Origin of the sequence: Aminobacter sp. Y103A (genome assembly GCF_030294925.1) — a bacterium.
Classification (GTDB): domain Bacteria; phylum Pseudomonadota; class Alphaproteobacteria; order Rhizobiales; family Rhizobiaceae; genus Aminobacter; species Aminobacter ciceronei.
Window position 1 is genome coordinate 143,191 of the sequence record NZ_AP017986.1, and the last position, 20,098, is coordinate 163,288.

Genomic DNA, 20,098 nt, shown 5'->3' on the forward strand with positions numbered 1-20,098 from the left:
TGCGCCCCCAGGTGCCAGGGCGTCAAACAACAGAGGCTTTCCATGACACGATTTCACACCCTCCTCGCGGCTGGCGTTGCCGGCCTCGCGACGACCCTCGTCGCTGCGCCGGCGTTCGCCCAGGGCAAGACCCTGACCATCTCCTGGTGGGGCTTCAACGGCGACAAGCTTGACGAGTACATCGTCAAGCCGTTCAAGGAGAAATGCGGTTGCGAGATCGTGTTCGAGACCGGCAACAACGCCGACCGTCTCAACAAGATCAAGATCCGCAATGGCGAGGGCGTCGACGTCGCCTACTTCACGGATGCCTACTCGCAGATCGGCATCAAGGAAGGCCTGTTCCAGCCGATCGACAAGTCCAAGGTGCCGAACCTTGAAGGTCTCTACGATCTTGCCAAGGCACCGCAGGGCGAATTCGGCCCGGCCTACACCATCGGCCGCGTCGGCGTGATCTACGACAGCGCCAAGGTCAAGGCGCCGATCACCTCGTGGAACGACCTCTGGAAGGAAGACTTCAAGGCCTCGCTGTCGCTGCCCGGTATCACCACCACCGCCGGCCCGATGGCCGTCATGGTGGCCGGCACCCACGCCGGCGTCGACGCCTTTGCCGATGCCGACGCCGCCTTCAAGGCTGTCGAGGCGCTGAAGCCGAACGTCGTCAAGAACTACAACACCGGCTCCGAGCTGGTGAACCTGTTCTCAACCGGTGAAATCTCGGCGGCTGTCGCGCAGGACTTCACGCTGGCCCAGATCCAGGCCGCCGTGCCCACCGCTGCATGGGCCAATCTCTCTGATGGCGCGATCGCAACGCTGAACACCATCAACATCCCGAAGGGCGCCGCCAATGTCGAGCTGGCGCATGAGTTCATCAACTTCGTGCTGTCGAAGGAAGTGCAGCAGAAGACCGCCGAGAACGGCGTCGATGCGCCCGTCGTCAAGGCCGTCGAGCTGACGCCCGAGCAGGCCAAGCTGTGGACCTACGGCGCCGACATGATCGCCTCGCTGAAGCAGGTCGACTACGAGAAGATGAACACGGCCAAGACCGAATGGGTCGACCGCTGGAATGAAGTGTTCGGCATGTAATTGCTTTCAGGGCGGGAAGGCATGGCTTTCCCGCCCGCCACTGTGTGACGGGGGCAACGCCCCGAACGTTTTCTTGCCGCTGTCACAGCCCTTGCGGCATTCTGCGCCTTTCGCGGCCGCCCGATGAGGGGTAGCACGCCGCAACAAGATCTCCCGGACGCCATCTGTCCGTGGAAACTGGAAGAGATTTCATGCTGAAACGCTTTGCCGGATGGTGGCTCGCAGGGCCGGCTACGCTGGCCGTATTGGTGTTCCTGATACTGCCGGTGGCCGCGACCATCGCCACGACCTTCGGCGAGGATGGCGGCATCTTTGCGCCCTACATCGCCTTCTTCAACAGCGGCTTCCGCCGCACCGTGCTCTGGCGCACCATCGAGATTTCGCTGGCGACCACAGCGATTTCGCTCGTCGTCGGCTTCCTCACCGCCTATGTCGTGTCGAAGTCGCCGGGCAAGCTGAAGAGCCTTCTGATCATCGCGGCCGTCTTCCCGCTGTTGACCGGTGTCGTCGTCCGCTCCTTCGCCTGGCTGATCATCCTCGGCAAGAATGGCATCCTGAACAATTTCCTGGTCGGCATCGGCGCGATCTCAGAGCCGCTGTCGATGCTCTACACGCAAGGGTCGGTCATCGTTGCGATGGTCTATCTTTTCGTGCCGCTGATGATCCTGACGCTTGTTGGCGTGCTGGAGAACATCCCCGACGACGTCGTCCAGGCCTCGTCATCGCTTGGCGCCACGCCGGCGGCGACCTTCCGGCAGGTCATCCTGCCGCTCGCCGTGCCCGGTCTGATCGTCGGCGCCGTTCTCGTCTTCACCGGCTCGTTCACTGCCTACGCCACGCCCCAGCTGCTCGGCGGCGAGCGCCAGATGGTGATGGGCACGCTGATGTACCAGCGTGCCATGGTGTCGTTCGACTGGGTCGGCGCTTCCACAATCGCGGCAATCATGGTGGTGATCACCGTCGCCGTCGTTCTTGCCATGAGCCGCGTTGCGCGGCGTCTCAACCCGATGGCGACATGATGACCAGCCGTATCAATCCCCTGCTCATCCTGTTCACCGTCCTGGTCTACATCTTCCTGATGGGGCCGCTGATCATCGTGCTTGGCGCCTCGGTCAGCGACACCACCTATCTGACCTTCCCGCCGCAAGGCCTGACTTTGCGCTGGTTCGAGAACATCTTCGAGATCAGCGCCTTCAAGCGCACCATCATCACCAGCCTCGAGCTCGCTTTCCTGGCGACGGGACTGGCGCTGTTGATCGGCATTCCGGCGGCCTATGCGCTCAACCGCTACCGCATCAAGCTGCCGTCCTGGCTGTCGACCGTCTTTGTGCTGCCGATCCTGGTGCCCGAGATCGTGCTCGGCTTCTCGTTGCTGAAATCGGTGGCGGTGGGCATGCAGACGCCGATCTTCCTGACGCTGCTCGTCGGCCACATGCTCTTGGTGCTGCCCTATTGCGTGCGTGTCGTTTCGGCGAGCCTCGCCTCGTTCGATTTCTCGATCGAGGAAGCCGCCGTCAGCCTCGGCAGCCCGCCGGTGAAGACCTTCTTCACTATCGTTTTGCCCAACGTCCGCTCTGGCGTGATCGCGGCCTTCATCCTGGCCTTCATCACCTCGATCAACGACGTGTCGACGTCGCTGTTCCTCACCGGACCCGGCGTCTCGACGCTGCCGATCCAGATACTCGCCCATGTCGAGCAGTTCTTCGATCCGACGATCGCGTCGGTGTCGGTGCTGCTGATGCTGCTGACCGTGGCAGTCATGGCCATCGTCGAGCGCACGCTCGGCCTCACCTTCCTTGCGAAGTAGACCCATATGACCCAGGCACTTACAGTCCAGAATCTCACCGCCCACTACGGCGCCACCAAGGTGCTGGAGGACCTGTCGCTCTCGGTCGGCAAAGGCGAGCTCGTCTCGCTGCTCGGCGCCTCGGGCTGCGGCAAGACGACGACGCTGCGCCTCATCGCCGGCTTCCTCGAGCCGACCTCCGGCTCGATCCGCCTTGGCGACAAGGACCTGACCCGGCTGCCGGCCTACAAGCGTGACATCGGCCTGGTGTTCCAGAACTACGCGCTGTTCCCGCATCTCTCGGTGCTCGACAATGTCGGCTTCGGATTGAAGCAGCGCGGCGTGGCTCCAGGTGATCGCGAGAAGCGCGCCAGGGCAATGCTCGAACGCGTCGGCCTGTCGCAGCTCGCCGACCGCCTGCCGGGCGCGCTCTCCGGCGGCCAGAAGCAGCGCGTGGCGCTTGCGCGTGCACTCGTCATCGAGCCGCCGCTTTTGATGTTCGACGAGCCGCTGTCCAACCTCGATGCCAAGCTGCGTGTCGACATGCGCGTCGAGATCCGCCAGCTGCAGCGCGCCAATGGCACCACCTCGGTCTATGTCACCCACGACCAGGAAGAGGCGTTCTCGATCTCCGACCGCGTCGCCATCATGAATGCCGGCCGCATCATGCAGTTCGACACGCCCGAGACGCTGTACCAGCGCCCGGCCAACACGTTTGTCGCCCGCTTCGTCGGCTTCGAGAACCTGGTGCCGATGACGGTTTCCGCACGCGACGGCGCTGAAGTGACGGCCGTGACCGATGGCGGATCGCAGCTCAAGCTGTCGCAGGACCGTTTCGGCGCGATCCCAGACGTGTTCGTGCTGGCCGCACGCGCGGATGGCCTGGCCGTCTCGACGGACGCCAACGCCGAGGGCATTCCCGCAACGCTTGGCCTGCGCACCTATCTTGGTCGCGCCTACCAGTACCAGGCGGACACTGCTGCCGGCCAACTGATCGCCAACGGCTCGCTGTCGGCGCCGCTGGAACCGCGCGCGCGGGCCAAGCTGGTGCCGGTGCCCGACCAGTGCTGCGTGCTGAAACCGGAGTGACCCGAGGAGCGACCATGTCCATCCTCATCACCAACGCCACCGTCCTCCCCTGCACGGAGGACATGCCCGTCGTCGACAAGGGCTGGGTCCATGTCGAGGGCGAGGTCATCGAGGCTGTCGGCGTGGGCGAGGCCCCCGCAATCGTCGGCGCGGAAATTGTTGACGCCGGCGGCGATGTCGTCATGCCCGGCATGGTCAACCCGCATTGCCACATGGCGATGACGCTGTTCCGCGGCCTCGGCGAGGACGTCGACGACCGGCTCTACCGCTACATCCTGCCCTTGGAACGCAAGTTCGTGCGGCCCGAGGCAGTGCGTGCGGGAACGGCACTTGCCGCGCTCGAGCTGATCGAGGGTGGCGTCACCACAGTCGCCGACATGTATTACTTCGAGACCGAAGTCGCGCGGGTTGTGGCCAATGCCGGCATCCGCGGCGTGCTCGGCCAGACCATCGCCGACTTCGATCCGCCCGACCACAAGTCGGTCGACGAAGGTTTTGCTCTCACCGAACAACTCGTCTCCGAATTCGCCGGACATGATAGGGTCATCCCGTCGATTGCCCCGCATGCGCCCTATTCGACCGGCATGACGACGATGGAGCGCATCGCCCGCTGGGCGGACGACCATCCCGACGTGCCTGTGCAGATGCATCTGGCCGAGAGCGATGCCGAGATGGCGTGGGCTGAGAAAACCCACGGCATGCGACCGATCGAGGTCGTCGAGAAGGCGGGCCTGCTGCGCCGGGGCCTGATCTGCGCGCACTGCCTGCATGTCGATGAGACCGACATCGAGCGCATGGCGCATGCAAAAGTCTGCGTCGCCCACAATGCCCGCTCCAACGGCAAGGCCGGGCGCGGCATCGCACCCGTCGAGGCGATGCGAAAGGCCGGCATTCCGGTAGGGATTTCGACCGATGGCGCGATGAGCGGCAACACGCTCGACCTGTTCTCGCAGTTCGCGCCGGTGTCGATGTTCCAGAAATTGCTCGGCCACAGCCGCAAGCCGATGGCCTCGGTCGACGTCGTGCGCATGGCGACCCGTGATGGCGCCAAGGTGCTGGGCCTGGATGCAAAGGTCGGCTCGCTCGAGCCAGGCAAGCAGGCCGATCTCATCCGCGTCAGCCTGGCCTCGCCGCGTCAGCAGCCGGTCTATGACATCTATTCCACGCTGGTCTTCGCCACCCTGCCGACCGACGTGTGCGACGTCATGGTGGGCGGCGACTGGCTGATGCGCGGCCGCGAGGTACTGAGCCTCGAACGCAAGAAGGTGCTGCGCGACGCGCTGCAGGTGGCGCACAGCTTCAAAGCCGAGATGGCCCGCATCGACGCTGCGGGCTGAGGTCCGGACGAGCGTCCGGGACGTACAGGGAAGGACAAAGCAATGAACCGATCAGAAGCCTCGACGCATCTCGACAAGGTGCTCGCCAATGTCGACGCCAATATCGACGCAAGCCTTGCGCGCCTGTTCGACCTGATCCGTATTCCATCTGTCTCGACCGATCCGGCGCATGCCCCGGACTGCAAGCGCGCCGCCGAATGGCTGAAGAAAGAACTCGGCGAACTCGGCTTTGACGCCTCGGTGCGTCCGACCGCGCGCCACCCGATGGTGGTCGGCCACGACCGCACGGGGCAGGGGCCGCATGTGCTGTTCTACGGCCATTACGACGTCCAGCCCGTCGATCCGCGTGGTCTGTGGCACTCCGACCCGTTCGAGCCGAAGCTCGTGCCGCAGCCCGATGGCGAGACCCACATCGTTGCCCGCGGCGCCTCCGACGACAAGGGCCAGCTCTTGACCTTCGTCGAGGCGTGCCGCGCCTGGAAGGCCGTCGTCGGCAGCCTGCCGATCCAGGTGTCGGTGCTGTTCGAGGGCGAGGAAGAGATCTCCAGCCCGAGCCTGCCGCCCTTTCTCGACACGACCGGTGCCGAACTCAAGGCTGATGTCGTGCTCGTCTGCGACACCGACATGTGGGACGCCGAGACGCCAGCGGTGACCACCATGCTGCGCGGCGTGCTGAAGGAGGAGATCGTTATCTCCTGCTCCAACCGCGACCTGCATTCGGGCATCTACGGCAACGCCGCGCGCAATCCCTTGCAGGTGCTGTCCGACATCGTCGCCAGCCTGCGCACGCCAGACGGCGGCGTGGCTGTCCAAGGTTTCTACGACGGCGTCACCGAACTGCCCGACGCCATCAAGGCACAGTGGCAGCGCCTGCCTTTCGACGACAGGGGCTTTCTGGGCGATATCGGCCTCTCGATTCCCGCCGGCGAAAGCGGCCGCTCTGTGCTCGAGCAGGTCTGGGCACGCCCGAGCTGCGAAATCCACGGCATCATCGGCGGCTACACCGAAGAAGGCTTCAAGACGGTCATACCGGCCAAAGCGCAGTCCAAGATCTCCTTCCGCCTCGTCGCCGGCCAGGATCCGGAAAAGATCCGCGATGCCTTCCGTGCCCATGTCCGAGCCCGCATCCCGGCCGATTGTTCGGTCGAGTTCATCGACCACGGTGCGAGTGCCGCGACCGTCATGCCGATCGACGGCGCGTTTCTCACCAAGGCGCTCGGCGCGCTGACCGAGGAGTGGGAGCGCGAGGCGGCAGTGGCCGGCAGCGGCGGCTCGATCCCGATCGTCTCCGCCTTCAAGGAAAAGCTCGGCATGGATTCTTTGCTGATCGGCTTCGCCCGCTTCGACAATCGCATCCACAGCCCGAACGAGAAATACGACCTTTCGAGCTTCCGGAAAGGCATCCGGTCCTGGGCCCGCATCCTCGCGGCGTTTGCGCACGACAAGGGCTGAGGCTGCAGGTGGGGCGTCCTTCGACGCTCGCCCGCTGATGTTTCACCAGTTCCGGAGCGGCGGGCGATTGGCTTTTCCTCGCCCCCGCAAAGCGGGGGAGAGGTGGCACGGCGAAGCCGTGACGGAGAGGGGGGCGCCTCGAAGGACGCACCAAAGTCTCGCCTACCAAACCACCTTGTGGCTCTCACCCGTCTGCACGTTCACGAACCCCTCGGGCACCGCATCCGTCGGCGCCACAAGCACCCAGCGCCAAGGTGCGCAGGTCAGCGTGGCGAACTGCAGGCGCTCGGGGAAGCCGGGGAACCAGCGCGGCGAAAACGTTGGTTCATAGAGCCAGTCGATCTTGTTGGCTTCTGCATAGAGCGCCTCCATCTCGGCATCGAGCGCCTCGGCCGGGCGGTTGGTCATCAGGCCGCCGACCTCGTAATGCACGTCGGCGACGACCTTGCCTGATGTGACCAGCGCCCAGCCGCCCTGGTTCTGCGAGATGCGGTTGACCACCTCGGCCATGGCGGCATCGGACGAGCCGACGACCCAGATGTTGTGCTGGTCGTGCGCCACCGTGCAGCCAACGGCCGTGTCAGGCGTCTTCGGGCCACAGCCGAGCCAGAACATCTTGGCGACGCGGCCCTTGCCTGAATAGCGGTCGACGACGGCAAATTTGGTTATGTTGCGGTCGCTGTCGCGCTGTACGGCGCCATCGGCCACCGGAAGTTCCGTGGTGATGAAGTTGTCATCCCAGTGGAACGGACGCAGCAGTGCCGCCTGCATCGTCGCGCGGCCCGGCTCGGCAGCGACGGCGAAGTCTGCGGCGGTCAGCTTTCGGTCGACATTGACCGTCTTCGTCGCCCAGTCAGGCCAGTCGATGGCAGGCAGGTGGCCGGTGAAGCGCTTGCCCTCGGACACCTGTTCGCCATCGGCCCAGACCTCCGCGATCGACACGGTCGCTGCCTTGTCGAGCAGCACCATGTCGGCGAAGCGCCCGGGGGCGATGGAGCCGACAAAGGGTGTCAGCCGCATGTGCCGCGCCGGGTTGATCGACACGCATTGGTAGGCGATCTCCGGCGACAGGCCGCTTTCGATGGCGAGGCGGACATTGTGGTCGGTCGCGCCCATCTTCAGCGTGTCGGAGGCGCTGCGGTCGTCTGTGGCGAAGGCCACCTGGCTCCAGTCGCGCAAGCCGCGTTCGAGCAGGCCCTTGATGATGTCGGGCATCGAATGCGGACGGACCTCGATGAAAATGCCGTGCCGGAGCTTGTCCCATGCCTCCTCGGGCGTCCACGCTTCGTGGTCGGAGGATAGGCCGGCGGCGGCGAACGCATTGATCGACGGCAGGTCGCGCAGGCCGGCGCCATGGCCCTCGACCACGCCGCGCTTCTCGAATGTCGCCTGGATCATGCCCCAGAGCCTGCCATAGGAAGGGTTCTCGGGGTTCCAGACGGCCGGCCAGTCCATGACCTCGTCGAGGCCGGCGACCATCGTGCTCTCGCCGAGGAAGCCGATCTGCTCGGCATAGCCGAAATGGCCGCCGCCGCCTTCATAAGCCGTCGGCGGAACCGCCGAGCCGGGCAGCGGAAAGATCTTCATCGGCGAGCCGGCACGGCGCGCCGTCAGCCAGAATTCGAGATTGTTGGGGCCGTTGACGTTGGAAAATTCGTGGCTCGCCTCGCAGGTCCAGGTGTTGCCGCGCGGCATGACAAGGGCTGCCTCGTGCTCTGGCGTCAGGTGCGAGCTTTCGATGTGCTTGTGCACCTCGCCGAAGCCCGGCACCGCCGCAAGATGCGTGCGGTCGATGGTCTCGCGCGCCGTGCCCGCGAAGCTGCCGGCGGGGCCGACATAGGCGATGCGGCGGCCGCGGATCGCCACCTCGCAATCGTCCATCCAGGTGCCGGTGTGCACGTCGAGCACGCGGCCGAGCTGGACGAGGCGATCGGCTTCGCGCTTGCCGAGGGCAACAAGCACGAGGTCCTGCCTGATCAGGATTTCGTCGGCGGGATCGATGAGGAGGTCGGCGGGCAAAGGAGCTGTCTTGGTCATGGCCTCGCCTCTACTGCATCACCAGCGAAATCGGAACCCGTTTCCACTGTGCCAGCAGTGAGCGGTCGAGCGGTGCTGGGACAAGCATTTCGGCTTGATTCCCCTGATGCGATGATGTGAAGCCAGACGGACTTGATTTGAGACTGGAACGAAAGGTCGCGCCATGCAGCTGAAACCCACCCGCAAGGTGATCATCGACACCGATCCCGGCATCGACGATGCAGTGGCGATCCTGCTGGCGCTGAAGTCGGCCGAGTTCGACGTCATCGGAATCACGACGGTCGCCGGCAACATCGGCATTGCAACGACGACGCGCAATGCCGGCCGCATCCTCGCGCTTGAGGGCCGGGTCGACGTGCCTGTCATCGCCGGTGCCGCCGGGCCGCTGTCGCGCAAGGGTTTCGACACCGCCGACATTCACGGCAATGACGGCCTCGGCGGTGTGGCCTTCCCCGATGCGCTTTCACAGCCCGTGGCCGGCGACGCAGTCACCTGGTTGCGCGACACGCTCCGGGCCGCGGAAACCGGCAGCATCGACATCCTGGCGCTCGGCCCGCTGACCAACATCGCTCGCCTGGTTACCGAGTACCCGGAGGCCGCTGGCCGCATCGGCCGCGTCATCGCCATGGGTGGTGCGGTGCACGAGCCGGGCAATATCGGCCCGCGCGCCGAGTTCAACATCGCCGCCGATCCGGAGGCCGCCGAGATCGTCTTTGGCGCCGGGCTCGACATGACGCTGATCCCGCTCGACGTTACCCGCAAGGTCCGCGCCACGCGCGACGACACGGCCATGCTGCAGGCATCCGATGTACCGGCGGCTGTCGCTTCGGGTGCGCTGATCGACGCCTATTTCCAGTCGACCACTGGCGGCGAAAGCCGGCCGCTGCACGACCCCTGCGTGATGCTGCTGGCGCTGGACGAAGAGTTGTTTGGCTGCGAGACGCTGAAGCTGGCGGTCGACACCGGCACGACTCGCGATGCGGGCGCGCTGACGGTTTCAGAAGATGGGGCTGCGGTTTCGGTGGCATTGAAGGTCGAGAGCGCTGCGGTGCTGAAGCTGCTCTATGCCAGGCTGAAGGCGGAGTAGCGCTTCGTAGCAGAAGGGAAGGCCCCCTCTCCGTCACGGCTTTGCCGTGCCATCTCTCCCCCCCCCACTTCGTGGGGGTGAGGAACCCAAGTTCTGAGGTCCGGATATCGTTGCTGCAGCAAAGCTTGGTTCATTCTGGGTGAACCTATGTGTTCAGGGCATCGCTGGCGATTAGCATTTCCTCGCCCCACGAAGTGGGGAGAGGTGGCACGGGGAAGCCGTGACGGAGAGGGGGCTTTCAGCGCGCGCTGACGACCAACAATTACGCCGCCAGCTCCTGCTCGACCAGCGTCGTCCAGAACTTCACGCCGCTCGCCAGTGCGTCGTCGTTGAAGTCGTAGTGGCTGTTGTGGTGCAGGGCGCCGTCGACGGCGGGGCCGTTGCCGAGCCAGACATAGGCGCCGGGCACTTCCTGGCTGAACATGGCGAAGTCGTCGCCGGCGGTCGATGGCGGAAACTCGGTCATCACCTTGTCGATGCCCAGGGCCGCCTGGGCCGCAGCCAGCGCGCGGCGTGTCGCGTCCCTGTCGTTCACCACGGGTGGCATCTGGCGGAAGTAGCGATACTCTGCCTCGATGCCGTAGAGCTTCGCCGAGCCCTCGGCCAGCGCGCCGATCTCTTTTTCCAGCTGGTCGCGCACGGCGGCCGAATAGGCGCGCGAGGTGCCGCCGATCTTGACCAGATCGGGGATGACGTTGAGCGCCTCGAAGCTGCCCGCTTCCATGGCGCAGGCGCTGACCACCGCCGGCTGGAGGGGATCGACGCGGCGTGCGACGATGGTGTGGAGTGCTGTCAGGAACTGGCCGGCTGCCGTCATCGCGTCGCGGCCGAGATGCGGCTTGGCGCCATGGGTGCCGATGCCCTTGAAGGTGACGGTCCAGCGGTCGGACGAGGCGAGCTGCGGCCCTGAAACAACCGCCATGCTATCGGTGGCGATGCCGGGCATGTTGTGCAGACCGTAGACGGCATCGACCGGAAACTGCTTGAAGAAACCGTCCTCGATCATCGCCTTGGCGCCGCCACGACCTTCCTCGGCCGGCTGGAAGATGAAATGCACAGTGCCGGAAAAGCTCTTGCGACGGGCGAGTTCGCGGGCGGCACCCAAAAGCATGGCGGTATGGCCGTCATGGCCGCAGGCGTGCATCTTGCCTGACACGGTCGACTTGTAGGCCCGGTCTTCGGCCATCTCGGGCATGGCGAGCGCGTCCATGTCGGCGCGCAACGCGATGCGCCGCGAGCCGTCGCCGAGCTTCAGCGTGCCGACGACGCCGGTCTTGCCGAGCCCGGTCTGCACCGAGATGCCGGCCTCGGCCAGCATCTTCTGCACGATGCCTGATGTGCGTAGTTCCTCGAAGCCCAGCTCGGGATGGGCGTGGATGTCGCGGCGCAGCGCCGTCAGCAGCTCGATTTCGCCCTTGTCGTGCCCGGCCGTCGATGTCATCACGCAAACTCCGTTCGGCCCGGTTCTGCAATCTCAGGCGCCCAGGGCCATCGGCGCCGCATGTCCCCTTCTGCAACAGAAAGGCCCGTTGTGCCACTCGCTCCGCATCAATTCTGGCAGACAGTTTATCCCGCGGACACGTTCGACGCTGCACCGGCGGACGGCTTCCACGACCTCTATCCGGCATCGCTGCCCGACGGACGTCAGATCGCGCTGCCCGTCCGCGTCCTGCCGGGCGACGGTAGCCAGGCAGTGGCCTCGATGATCGTCAACCAGGCGAGCTTCGCCGTCGAGGATGCGCTGTCGGATGCCATGGCGGCCCATGCCCGGGTCTACGCGCCCGAGGTCGTCATCGGCGTGCCGACGCTCGGCCTGCCTTTGGCCAATGGCGTTGCCCGGCGTCTCGGGCATGACAGGATGGTGGCGCTCGGGACGTCGCGAAAGTTCTGGTACAGCGAGGACCTGTCCGAGCCGATGAGCTCGATCACCAGTCCGGAGCACGCCAAGCGGCTTTATCTCGACCCGCGCATGCTGCCGCTGCTCGAGGGACGGCGAGTGCTGGTCGTCGACGATGTGATAAGCTCCGGCACCTCGATGCTGGCGGTGCTGAAGTTGCTGGCCAAGGCCGGCATGCGGCCGGCCGCCGCCGTCTTCGGCATGCTGCAGGGCGACGTCTGGCGCCGGGCGATCACCGAGCTCGATGCCAGCTACATCGCCCATATCCACGGCGCCATTACCTCGCCGCGCCTCAGCCGCAGCTCCAGTGGCGGCTGGTTCCCGAAGCAGGACTAGGCTTCACCCACGCGGTTGTTCCAGGCGCCTGCTTGCGACGTTCCGGTCGGGCACATCGCGCCAAGATGCTGCCTGCTGGAACGCCCATTGTTATCAGTTGGATGCCTTGGCCTCCGAGACCAGCACCGGGTCATTGCGGTAGCGATCCGGGAACAGGCGCTTGAGGTTCTCGATCTTCGGCAGGTCGTTGTAGACGATGTAGGGGTAGGTCGGGTTCAAGGTCAGGAAGTCCTGATGATAGTCCTCGGCCTTGTAGAAGGCGCGTCCGGGTTCGATCGTCGTCGCGATCGCCGCGTCGAAGACCTTGGCCTTGTCGAGCTGTGCGACATAGGCCTTGGCAACTCTCGCCTGTTCGGCATCGGTCGGGAAGATGGTCGACCGGTATTGCGTGCCGGTATCTGGACCCTGGCGGTTGAGCTGGGTCGGGTCATGCGCGACCGAGAAATAGACCTGCAGGATCCGACCATAGCTGATCTTGTGCGGGTCGAAGGTGACCTTGACCGCCTCGGCATGGCCGGTCGAGCCGGTGCCGACGACGTTGTACTGAGCCGTCTGCTTGTCGCCGCCGGCATAGCCTGACACGGCGTTCGTGACGCCCTCGACGTGCTGGAACACACCCTGCACGCCCCAGAAGCAGCCGCCTGCGAGTACCGCCACCTCCGAATTGCCTTGCGCAGTCGCGTCGATCGCCGGCGGCGGAATCTTTATCCCCTCCTGCGCCACGCCAGGGGTCGTCAGAGCCCAGGCGCCAAATACGGCAGCCGCGACCGAAAGCCAGAATGCCGGGCGACAGCCGGCAACGGTCCGTCTTGCCGCAACGAGTTTCCTTGTCATCGAACTACTCCCGTTTGTCGTTCCGGGACCATGCCGCTTGCGGGACGCCCGGGGACCTGTTCGGCCCGCCAGTAGAGGATACGGAGATGGAGGTGGCTTTGTTACGCGAAATCGCCGTGGGTCACGCGCATTTGACTGCCGCGCCGGTCAGGCCGGCGGTCGCGAGTCGGTGTCCGGCAAAGGGCTACCGACCGTTTCAATCCCTGCAACCTCCGTTCATCAGGGCAAAACGCCGACACCATTCCGAGGCAGTTGATCTCACCGCGAACTTACGTTATCACGATGATGGTTTGATCAAATGAGCGCGAAAGGCAGAGGCGACTAATGACCCGAAAAGCGATCTATTCAGGTTCTCCCTTCGAGGAACTGGCTGGCTACTCACGAGCCGTGGTCGATGGCGACTGGATTTTCGTTTCGGGTACGGCGGGATACGATCCCGAGATCGGCGGCTTCGACCCGGACGCGGCGGTGCAGACGCGCCGCGCGCTCGACATCATCGCCGCCGCCCTGGCCGAGGCGGACTCCAGCATGCGCGACATAGTGTCGGTGCGCGTCAATCTTGCCAGCCGCGACGACGTCAATGCCGTCTCGCGCCTGCTCGGCCAGACCTTCTCCGATCCGCGCCCGACCAACACCACCGTCATCGTCGGTTTCGCCGTCGAGGAGATCAAGGTCGAGCTCGAGGTCATCGCGCGGCGTCAGGCCGACACCGCTGCAGATGTTGCCAAGGTGGGACAATGAGGCGGGTCGCGCGGCGTATCTCCGGGACGCCACAGAAATCATTCGGCATGTACCAGAAGGCTGCGGCACTCGCCGGCAGCGGGCGCGACCTCATCCATCTCGAACTCGGCCGCCCGGCGGCCGACACGCCCGAACACATCAAGCAGGCGACGATCGCGGCGATCCTGGCCGGCGACGTCCACTACAGCGACCTCAAAGGCACCGCGAGCTTTCGTGAGGCGCTCGCCGAAAAGCTGCGCAACCAGAACGGCATGGATGTGAGCGCAGCCGACATCCTGGTCACCAATGGCCTGACGCATGCCTCGTTCGCGGCGTTCCTTGCCTTGCTCGATCCGGGCGACGAAGCGATCCTGCTCGACCCATTCTATCCCCAGCACATCGGCAAGATCGAACTGGCCGGCGCCAGACCGGTGTTCGTGACGCTGGATGCAGCCGACGACTTCGCCCTCAGGCCCGAGCTGATCGAGGCCGCCATCACCGAGCGCACCCGGATGATCGTGCTGGTCAATCCGGTCAACCCGACCGGCCGCGTCTACTCGCGCACCGAGCTCGAGGGCCTCGCCGAACTGGCGATCCGGCGCGACCTGCTCGTCGTCTCCGACGAGGTCTACGAAGACATGGTCTATGATGGCCGCGAGCATGTCAGCATCGCGGCACTGCCCGGCATGGCCGAGCGCACCATCACCGCTTTTGCATTCACCAAATCCTTTGCCATGGATGGGTGGCGTCTCGGCTACATGGCAGCCCCTTCCTGGGCGATGCCCGGGCTGCTGAAGATCACCGCCAACGACGCCACTCACGTCAATACATTTATCCAGGCCGGTGGTCGTGCCGCGATCACCGGCCCTTCCGCAGTGCTTGCCGAACTGGTCGACCACGACCGCCAAAAGCGCGATCTCGTCGTTCGCCGCCTGAACCAGATGCCGGGTGTGAAGTGCCCGTCGCCGCAAGGCGCCATCTACGCCTTCCCCGACATCTCGGCCTTCGGCATCCCGTCGCAGGCGCTGGCGGAGAGGATCCTCGACGAGGCGGATGTGGTCGTCGAGGCCGGCAGCTTCTATGGTCGGTCGGGCGAAGGCCATCTTCGCGTCTGCTTCGGCTCCGAAAGCCTCGAGCGGCTGGACGAAGGCATGGATCGGCTGTCCAGGTTCTTCAACAATCTATGGGACGGCCGCGATGGCGCGCCGGCCAGCGGCGAAAGGCGGGGCAGCGCATGACACAGACCGGCGATGTCATCCTGCAGACCCGGGGCCTCTCGAGGAGCTTCGGCGCGCTCAAGGCCGTGGACGGTGTCGACATTTCGGTCAAGGCGGGCCAGATCACCGGCCTGATCGGTCCCAACGGCGCCGGCAAGAGCACGTTGTTCGGCCTCGTTGCCGGCGAAGTCCAGCCGAGCGCCGGCGAGGTGATCTTCGACGGCAAGCCCATTTCGGGCCTCAGGCCCGACAGGATCTTCCGCGCCGGCCTGGCGCGGACCTTCCAGATCCCGCGGCCGTTTCCCCAGATGTCGGTACTCGAGAACGTCATGCTGTCGGCCACCGCTCAGTCGGGCGAGACATTCTGGAACAACTGGTTCCGCAGCGGCCTTGTCGCCGCCGAGGAGCGCCGCTCCCGCGAACGGGCGATGGAGGTGCTCGCCTTCACCGGCCTCGCCGACAAGGCGCGCGACCTCGCCGGGGTGCTTTCGGGCGGCCAGCAAAAATTGCTCGAACTTGCCCGCGTCATGATGGTCGATCCGCCGCTCATCCTGCTCGACGAGCCGACGGCCGGCGTCAACCCGACGCTCATCGAGACGCTGATCGACAAGATCGTGGCGCTGAACGAACGTGGCGTCGCCTTCCTCATTGTCGAGCACAACATGGACATGGTGATGCGCATCTGCCGCCACATCGTGGTGATGGCGCAGGGCCGGGTGATCTTCGAAGGTGACCCGGCCGGCGTGATGAAGGAGCAGCGCGTCGTCGACGCCTATCTCGGTGACGTCAGTGTGGGAGAACTGGCATGAGCGCACCCGTCTGCGAGGCGCGCAACCTGCGCGCCAGCTATATCCCCGGCATGCCGATCGTCTTCGACATCTCGGTCATCGTCGATGCCGGCGAACTGGTCACGCTGATCGGCCCGAACGGGGCCGGCAAGTCGACTTTCCTCAAGGCGTTGGCCGGCCTGGTGCTGGTCGAGGGCGGCGAGGTCAGGCTCGGCGGCCAGCGCATTTCCGGGCTGCCGACGCATGAGATCATCGCCGCGGGCGTCGGTTTCGTGCCGCAGACCAGCAACGTCTTTTCGTCGCTGTCGATCGAGGACAATCTGATCAGCGGCGGCCACACCTTGCCGCGTTCGCTGTTGCGCGAACGCGTGCAACGGGCCTTCGAGCATTTTCCTGCTCTGGCGGATCGCCGCCGCGCCGCTGCCAACGTGCTGTCGGGCGGCCAGCGCCAGATGCTCGCGGTGGCACGCGCGCTGATGACCGACCCGCGCGTCATCATGCTCGACGAGCCCACGGCTGGCCTGGCGCCCAAGATCGTGCACGAGGTGCTCGACGACCTGCGCCGCCTCGCCAAGAGCGGGGTCGCGGTGCTGATGGTGGAGCAGAATGCCAAGGCGGCACTTCGGGTTTCCGACCGTGCCTATGTCCTGGTCGAGGGCCGCAACCACATGACAGGAACGGCGGCCGACCTGCTCGACAACGACGCCATTGCCGAAGCATTCCTGGGCTTCCGGAGGAAATCATGATCGGACAAGCCATCGCCGACGGTCTCTTGACCGGCGGTATCCTCGCGCTCGGGGCAATCGGCTATTCGCTGTGCGCGCACATGCTGAAATTCGCCAACTTCGCCCATGCCGAAATGCTGACCTGGGGCGCCTACATGGCGCTTGCCGTCGTCACCGTCCTGCCCGCCGGTCAAGCCATCGGCCCGTTTTCCTTCGGCTGGCCGCTGCTCGTGGCAATCGTCGTCTCCTGCATCGGCACCGGGCTGATCGCCATCGCCGCCGACACGCTGGTGTTTTCCAGGCTCAGAAAGCGCCGCGCAAGCAGCCTGACATTGGTCTTCGCCAGCTTCGGCATCGCGCTGATCCTGCGCAATCTGGTGCTCTTCGTCTGGGGTGCCGACGCCCACTATTATGGCCAGGAGCTGCAGATCTCGCTGGAGATCCTGCCCAACGTCAGGATGATGCCCGACCAGGTGCTCGTCCTGGCGCTGACCGTGGCGCTGGTCGTGGCACTGCACCTGTTCCTGAAACACAGCCGCATCGGCGTCGCCATGCGATCGATGGCCGAGAACCCGGCATTGTCGCAGGTCTGCGGCATCGACATTGCCAAGGTGGTCCGCTGGACCTGGATGCTGAGCGGCGCCCTTGCCGCAATAGCCGGCGTATTTGCTGGCCTGACCGTGCAGATCCGTCCGGAGATGGGCTTCAACATGCTTCTGGCGCTGTTCACGGCGGCGATCCTCGGCGGTACCGGCAGCCTGTTTGGCGCGGTCGCCGGCGGCCTGATCGTCGGCCTCACCGAAAGCCTGTCGGCGCTGGTCATTCCGACCGGCTACAAGGCGGCGGTGCCCTTCGGCCTGCTGCTCATCATCCTCTATCTCAGGCCGCAGGGCCTGTTCTCCAGGTCGGCACGCGTGTGAGGCTCAGATGATCGGATTTGTTTCGTATCTCGTATTCTTCCTCACCGTTGCGCTGATACTCGGCATCGCGACGCTTGGGCTCAACTTGCAATGGGGCGGCACCGGCCTGTTCAACGCTGGTATCGTCGGCTTCTACGCCATCGGCGCCTACACCTTTGCGATCCTGACGGCACCACCGCGGCCGGAACTGCTTGGCAATTTCGAACTGCCCTGGATCGTCGGCGTGGTCGGCGCGATGGCTGCCGCAGCACTTGCGGCGCTCATCACCGGACTGGCAACGGTCCGGCTGCGCGGCGACTACCTCGCTGTCGCCACCTTCGGCATCGCCGTCACCATCCAGCTCGTCGCCACCAACTTCGAGGCACTGACCGGCGGCACGATGGGCATCGCCTCGATCCCCAACCCGTTCCGCGGCCTGTTTGCCACGCCGCTGGCCAACAATCTCGGCTACCTCGCCGTCATCGTTGCGATCCTTGCCGTCGCCTATGTCGCGCTTGAGCGCATCGCGCGATCGCCATGGGGACGCGTGCTCAAGGCAATTCGCGAGGACGAGGTCGCGGCCGAGACGCTGGGCAAGAACACCCGCAGCTTCCGCCTGCAGGCATTCGTCATCGGCTCGACGCTGATGGGCCTTGCAGGCGCGCTCTATGCCAGCTTCATCGGCTTCGTCAGCCCGTTCGACTTCCTGCCGATCCTGACCTTCCAGATCTGGGCGATGCTGATCATCGGCGGCAGCGGCAACAATCGCGGCGCCATCCTCGGCGCGATCGTCGTCTGGGGCATCTGGAGCGTCATCGGTGCTGTGGCGTCGAAGATGTTGCCGGTGCAGCTCCAGATCTATGGCGGTGCCGCCCAGGCGATGATCATCGGCCTGGCGCTGGTGCTGGTGCTTCTGCTGCGCCCACGCGGCCTGATCGGCGAGCAGCCGGTCACCTCGCGCCACGCCGTCTGAGTGGCCTGACAGCAAGGGCCGGCGCCGGCGCGCCGGCCCGTCAGTTCGTCTCGACAGTTTCCTTGCACAGGCGGCGCAGCAACGCCTGCGTCGTCTCGATGTCGCCCTTGATCGCCTTGGCGGCGCCACGCGCGTCACCGGCATCCATCGCCTCGATCAGGTCGCGATGGTGCGAGCTCGGCTGGTACTTGCCGGAGATCAGCACCGGCTCGATATGGCCGGACAACATGCGCATGTAGGGGCCGAAGCGCAGCCACAGGCTCTGGATGAACTGGATGATGACGGGCGAGCCGCAGCACTCGTAGATGGCGAAATGCAGCTCCTGGTTCCGGACCATCATGTCCTCGAGGTTGCGGTCGTTGGCGGCCGCCTCATGCTCTTCGACGAGATGCCGGAAGGTCTTTCGGTCGGCGGGCGTGGAACGCTCGGTGGCGAGCTTGGTCGCCAGCGTTTCCAGTGCGATGCGCGTCAGGCACAGATCGTCCAGGGCGGCCAGGCTGACGGTGGGAACCTGCGCCGAGCCGGTGGTCAGCACCACAAGCGCGTTTTCCGCGATCAGGCGACGCAGCGCCTCGCGCACCGGCATGTGGCTGGTCTTGAACGTGTCCGACAGCATGGCGATGGTCAGTGTCTGGCCGGGGTCGAAATGGCCCGACATCAGCGCCTTGCGCAGCTGGCGATAGATACCGTCCTGAATCGTCGAGCGCGACGACACGGGCTCCAGGAAATCGACGCTCATCCAGCATCCTTTTTTGATCAAACGATGAATTCGTACATAGCATAGAAATCGCGCCGTACGGTATCAAGCCGGCACGGCGCGCATGAACTGTTTGCCCGCGATGGCTCTACCAGTCGATCCTTTGGCCGAGGCCCCTGTCGGTCGCGTTCTTCACGGCGCGGATGGCCGCCGCTGCATCCTCCACGGCAATGCCGAGCGACTTGAACACCGTAAGCTCCCGCGGTGACGACCGCCCCGGATGCAATCCGGCAAGCACCTCGCCGAGCTCGGCACGGGCATGGTCGGGACCGATCACGCCGCGCTCGAGCGGCTGCAGCAGCTCGCCGCACTCGACGGCGGCCTGGCTGCGCGAATCGACGAAGAAGGCGGAAGTGGCGACGATGTCGTCGCCAAGCTCGCGGGCCGCTCGGTTGCTCGAGCCGACGGCATTGATGTGGCAGCCCGGCTTCAGCCAGCCGAGCTCGACGATAGGTTCCTTCGAGCCGGTCAAGGTGCAGACGACGTCGGCATCTGCGACCGCGGCCTGCGCGCTGTCGGCCACCGCGCCGCCGCTCTTGCGGGCAAGTTCCACGAGCTTGTCGCGCGAGCGGCCCCAGAGCACGAAGGCTGCGTCCGGTATGACATGGCGCAGTGCCTCGATATGCGTCTCGGCCTGCGTGCCGGTTCCGAGGATGGCAACCGTCCTGGCGCCGGGCCGGGCCAGGGTCGCGGTTGCCACGGCAGAGGTCGCGGCGGTGCGCCGGGCGGTGATTTCGGTGGCGTCGAGCACGGCGCGCAACTGGCCGGTTTCGCCGTCATTGAGCAGCACGGCGCCCTGGTGGTTGTCGAGGCCACGCGTCGCATTGTCGTGAGCGACCAGCACATCCTTCAGGCACCAGAGCTTCTCGCCGCCTGCTTGCGAGAATGTCGGCATCAGCCCCATCAGCACCTCGCCGGGGCCGGCATTGAGCTGCTGGCGCGGAAACAGCCGGTAGCTGCCGGTGGCAAAGTCCGACAACGCTGTACGCATCGCATCGATGCAGTCGGCCATGGGCAAGGCGGCGGCGACAGCCTGCCGGTTGAGGATCAGCATCGAAACGGCTCCTTTGCGAGGCCAGAC

At 65.3% G+C, this 20,098-nt stretch carries 19 protein-coding genes; 14 read left to right on the forward strand and 5 right to left on the reverse strand.

Going from position 1 to position 20,098, the window contains the following annotated elements; translation table 11 throughout:
* The first annotated feature begins 42 nt into the window (after positions 1 to 42).
* The 6 genes from Amn_RS00750 (at position 43) to Amn_RS00775 (ending at position 6,747) form a co-directional block, all read left to right on the forward strand.
* Positions 43 to 1,083, forward strand: coding sequence for an ABC transporter substrate-binding protein (locus tag Amn_RS00750; RefSeq protein WP_067955562.1), 1,041 nt, complete (start codon positions 43 to 45; stop codon positions 1,081 to 1,083).
* A gap of 194 nt (positions 1,084 to 1,277) precedes the next feature.
* A complete protein-coding gene (locus tag Amn_RS00755) occupies positions 1,278 to 2,102 on the forward strand; it encodes an ABC transporter permease (protein ID WP_067965855.1) in 825 nt (274 codons plus the stop codon).
* Complete coding sequence (locus Amn_RS00760; protein ID WP_083948334.1) at positions 2,102 to 2,890, forward strand: ABC transporter permease; 789 nt, start codon at positions 2,102 to 2,104, stop codon at positions 2,888 to 2,890. Before Amn_RS00755 ends, Amn_RS00760 begins: the two co-directional genes overlap by 1 nt.
* Positions 2,891 to 2,896: 6 nt before the next feature.
* Positions 2,897 to 3,958 carry an ABC transporter ATP-binding protein gene (locus Amn_RS00765; RefSeq protein WP_286294271.1) on the forward strand — a complete coding sequence of 354 codons (1,062 nt, stop codon included), beginning with the start codon at positions 2,897 to 2,899 and terminating at the stop codon, positions 3,956 to 3,958.
* A 14-nt stretch (positions 3,959 to 3,972) separates the two neighbouring features.
* Entirely contained in the window at positions 3,973 to 5,295 is a 1,323-nt protein-coding gene (locus Amn_RS00770; RefSeq protein ID WP_154385229.1) for an amidohydrolase family protein, read from the forward strand.
* 42 nt (positions 5,296 to 5,337) lie between these two features.
* Entirely contained in the window at positions 5,338 to 6,747 is a 1,410-nt protein-coding gene (locus Amn_RS00775) for a M20/M25/M40 family metallo-hydrolase (RefSeq protein ID WP_154385228.1), read from the forward strand.
* Between the two features lie 162 nt (positions 6,748 to 6,909).
* Here the strand turns inward: Amn_RS00775 and Amn_RS00780 are convergent, their stop codons facing one another.
* On the reverse strand, positions 6,910 to 8,784 hold the full coding sequence (locus Amn_RS00780; RefSeq protein ID WP_154385227.1) for an adenine deaminase: 1,875 nt from the start codon (positions 8,782 to 8,784) through the stop codon (positions 6,910 to 6,912).
* Positions 8,785 to 8,947: 163 nt separating this feature from the next.
* Here Amn_RS00780 and Amn_RS00785 point away from each other — a divergent pair, with 163 nt between their 5' ends.
* Positions 8,948 to 9,871 (forward strand): nucleoside hydrolase, encoded by a 924-nt coding sequence (locus tag Amn_RS00785; RefSeq protein ID WP_154385226.1) that lies wholly within the window; start codon positions 8,948 to 8,950, stop codon positions 9,869 to 9,871.
* Positions 9,872 to 10,133: 262 nt separating this feature from the next.
* Here the strand turns inward: Amn_RS00785 and Amn_RS00790 are convergent, their stop codons facing one another.
* Positions 10,134 to 11,312, reverse strand: coding sequence for a M20 aminoacylase family protein (locus Amn_RS00790; RefSeq protein ID WP_154385225.1), 1,179 nt, complete (start codon positions 11,310 to 11,312; stop codon positions 10,134 to 10,136).
* A 90-nt stretch (positions 11,313 to 11,402) separates the two neighbouring features.
* Between Amn_RS00790 and Amn_RS00795 the strand changes: the two genes are divergently transcribed.
* Positions 11,403 to 12,104, forward strand: coding sequence for a phosphoribosyltransferase (locus tag Amn_RS00795; protein WP_083948332.1), 702 nt, complete (start codon positions 11,403 to 11,405; stop codon positions 12,102 to 12,104).
* Between the two features lie 93 nt (positions 12,105 to 12,197).
* Here the strand turns inward: Amn_RS00795 and msrA are convergent, their stop codons facing one another.
* Positions 12,198 to 12,938 carry a peptide-methionine (S)-S-oxide reductase MsrA gene (gene msrA / locus Amn_RS00800; protein WP_067955547.1) on the reverse strand — a complete coding sequence of 247 codons (741 nt, stop codon included), beginning with the start codon at positions 12,936 to 12,938 and terminating at the stop codon, positions 12,198 to 12,200.
* Positions 12,939 to 13,262: 324 nt separating this feature from the next.
* Between msrA and Amn_RS00805 the strand changes: the two genes are divergently transcribed.
* The 6 genes from Amn_RS00805 to Amn_RS00830 are packed head-to-tail and all read left to right on the forward strand — an operon-like array spanning position 13,263 to position 18,260.
* Positions 13,263 to 13,679 (forward strand): Rid family hydrolase, encoded by a 417-nt coding sequence (locus tag Amn_RS00805; protein WP_067955545.1) that lies wholly within the window; start codon positions 13,263 to 13,265, stop codon positions 13,677 to 13,679.
* Entirely contained in the window at positions 13,676 to 14,896 is a 1,221-nt protein-coding gene (locus Amn_RS00810) for a pyridoxal phosphate-dependent aminotransferase (RefSeq protein ID WP_154385222.1), read from the forward strand. Before Amn_RS00805 ends, Amn_RS00810 begins: the two co-directional genes overlap by 4 nt.
* Positions 14,893 to 15,684: an ABC transporter ATP-binding protein gene (locus Amn_RS00815; RefSeq protein WP_154385221.1), complete on the forward strand. Its 792-nt coding sequence runs from the start codon at positions 14,893 to 14,895 to the stop codon at positions 15,682 to 15,684. Before Amn_RS00810 ends, Amn_RS00815 begins: the two co-directional genes overlap by 4 nt.
* Entirely contained in the window at positions 15,681 to 16,409 is a 729-nt protein-coding gene (locus Amn_RS00820) for an ABC transporter ATP-binding protein (RefSeq protein ID WP_067955541.1), read from the forward strand. The genes Amn_RS00815 and Amn_RS00820 overlap by 4 nt, the downstream gene beginning before the upstream one ends.
* Complete coding sequence (locus Amn_RS00825; protein ID WP_154385220.1) at positions 16,406 to 17,308, forward strand: branched-chain amino acid ABC transporter permease; 903 nt, start codon at positions 16,406 to 16,408, stop codon at positions 17,306 to 17,308. The genes Amn_RS00820 and Amn_RS00825 overlap by 4 nt, the downstream gene beginning before the upstream one ends.
* Before the next feature lie 7 nt (positions 17,309 to 17,315).
* A complete protein-coding gene (locus tag Amn_RS00830; RefSeq protein WP_154385219.1) occupies positions 17,316 to 18,260 on the forward strand; it encodes a branched-chain amino acid ABC transporter permease in 945 nt (314 codons plus the stop codon).
* 40 nt (positions 18,261 to 18,300) lie between these two features.
* Here Amn_RS00830 and Amn_RS00835 read toward each other — a convergent pair whose 3' ends face one another.
* Complete coding sequence (locus tag Amn_RS00835) at positions 18,301 to 18,999, reverse strand: GntR family transcriptional regulator (RefSeq protein WP_067955535.1); 699 nt, start codon at positions 18,997 to 18,999, stop codon at positions 18,301 to 18,303.
* 106 nt (positions 19,000 to 19,105) lie between these two features.
* Positions 19,106 to 20,071, reverse strand: coding sequence for an ornithine cyclodeaminase family protein (locus Amn_RS00840; protein ID WP_067955533.1), 966 nt, complete (start codon positions 20,069 to 20,071; stop codon positions 19,106 to 19,108).
* Between the last annotated feature and the right edge of the window lie 27 nt (positions 20,072 to 20,098).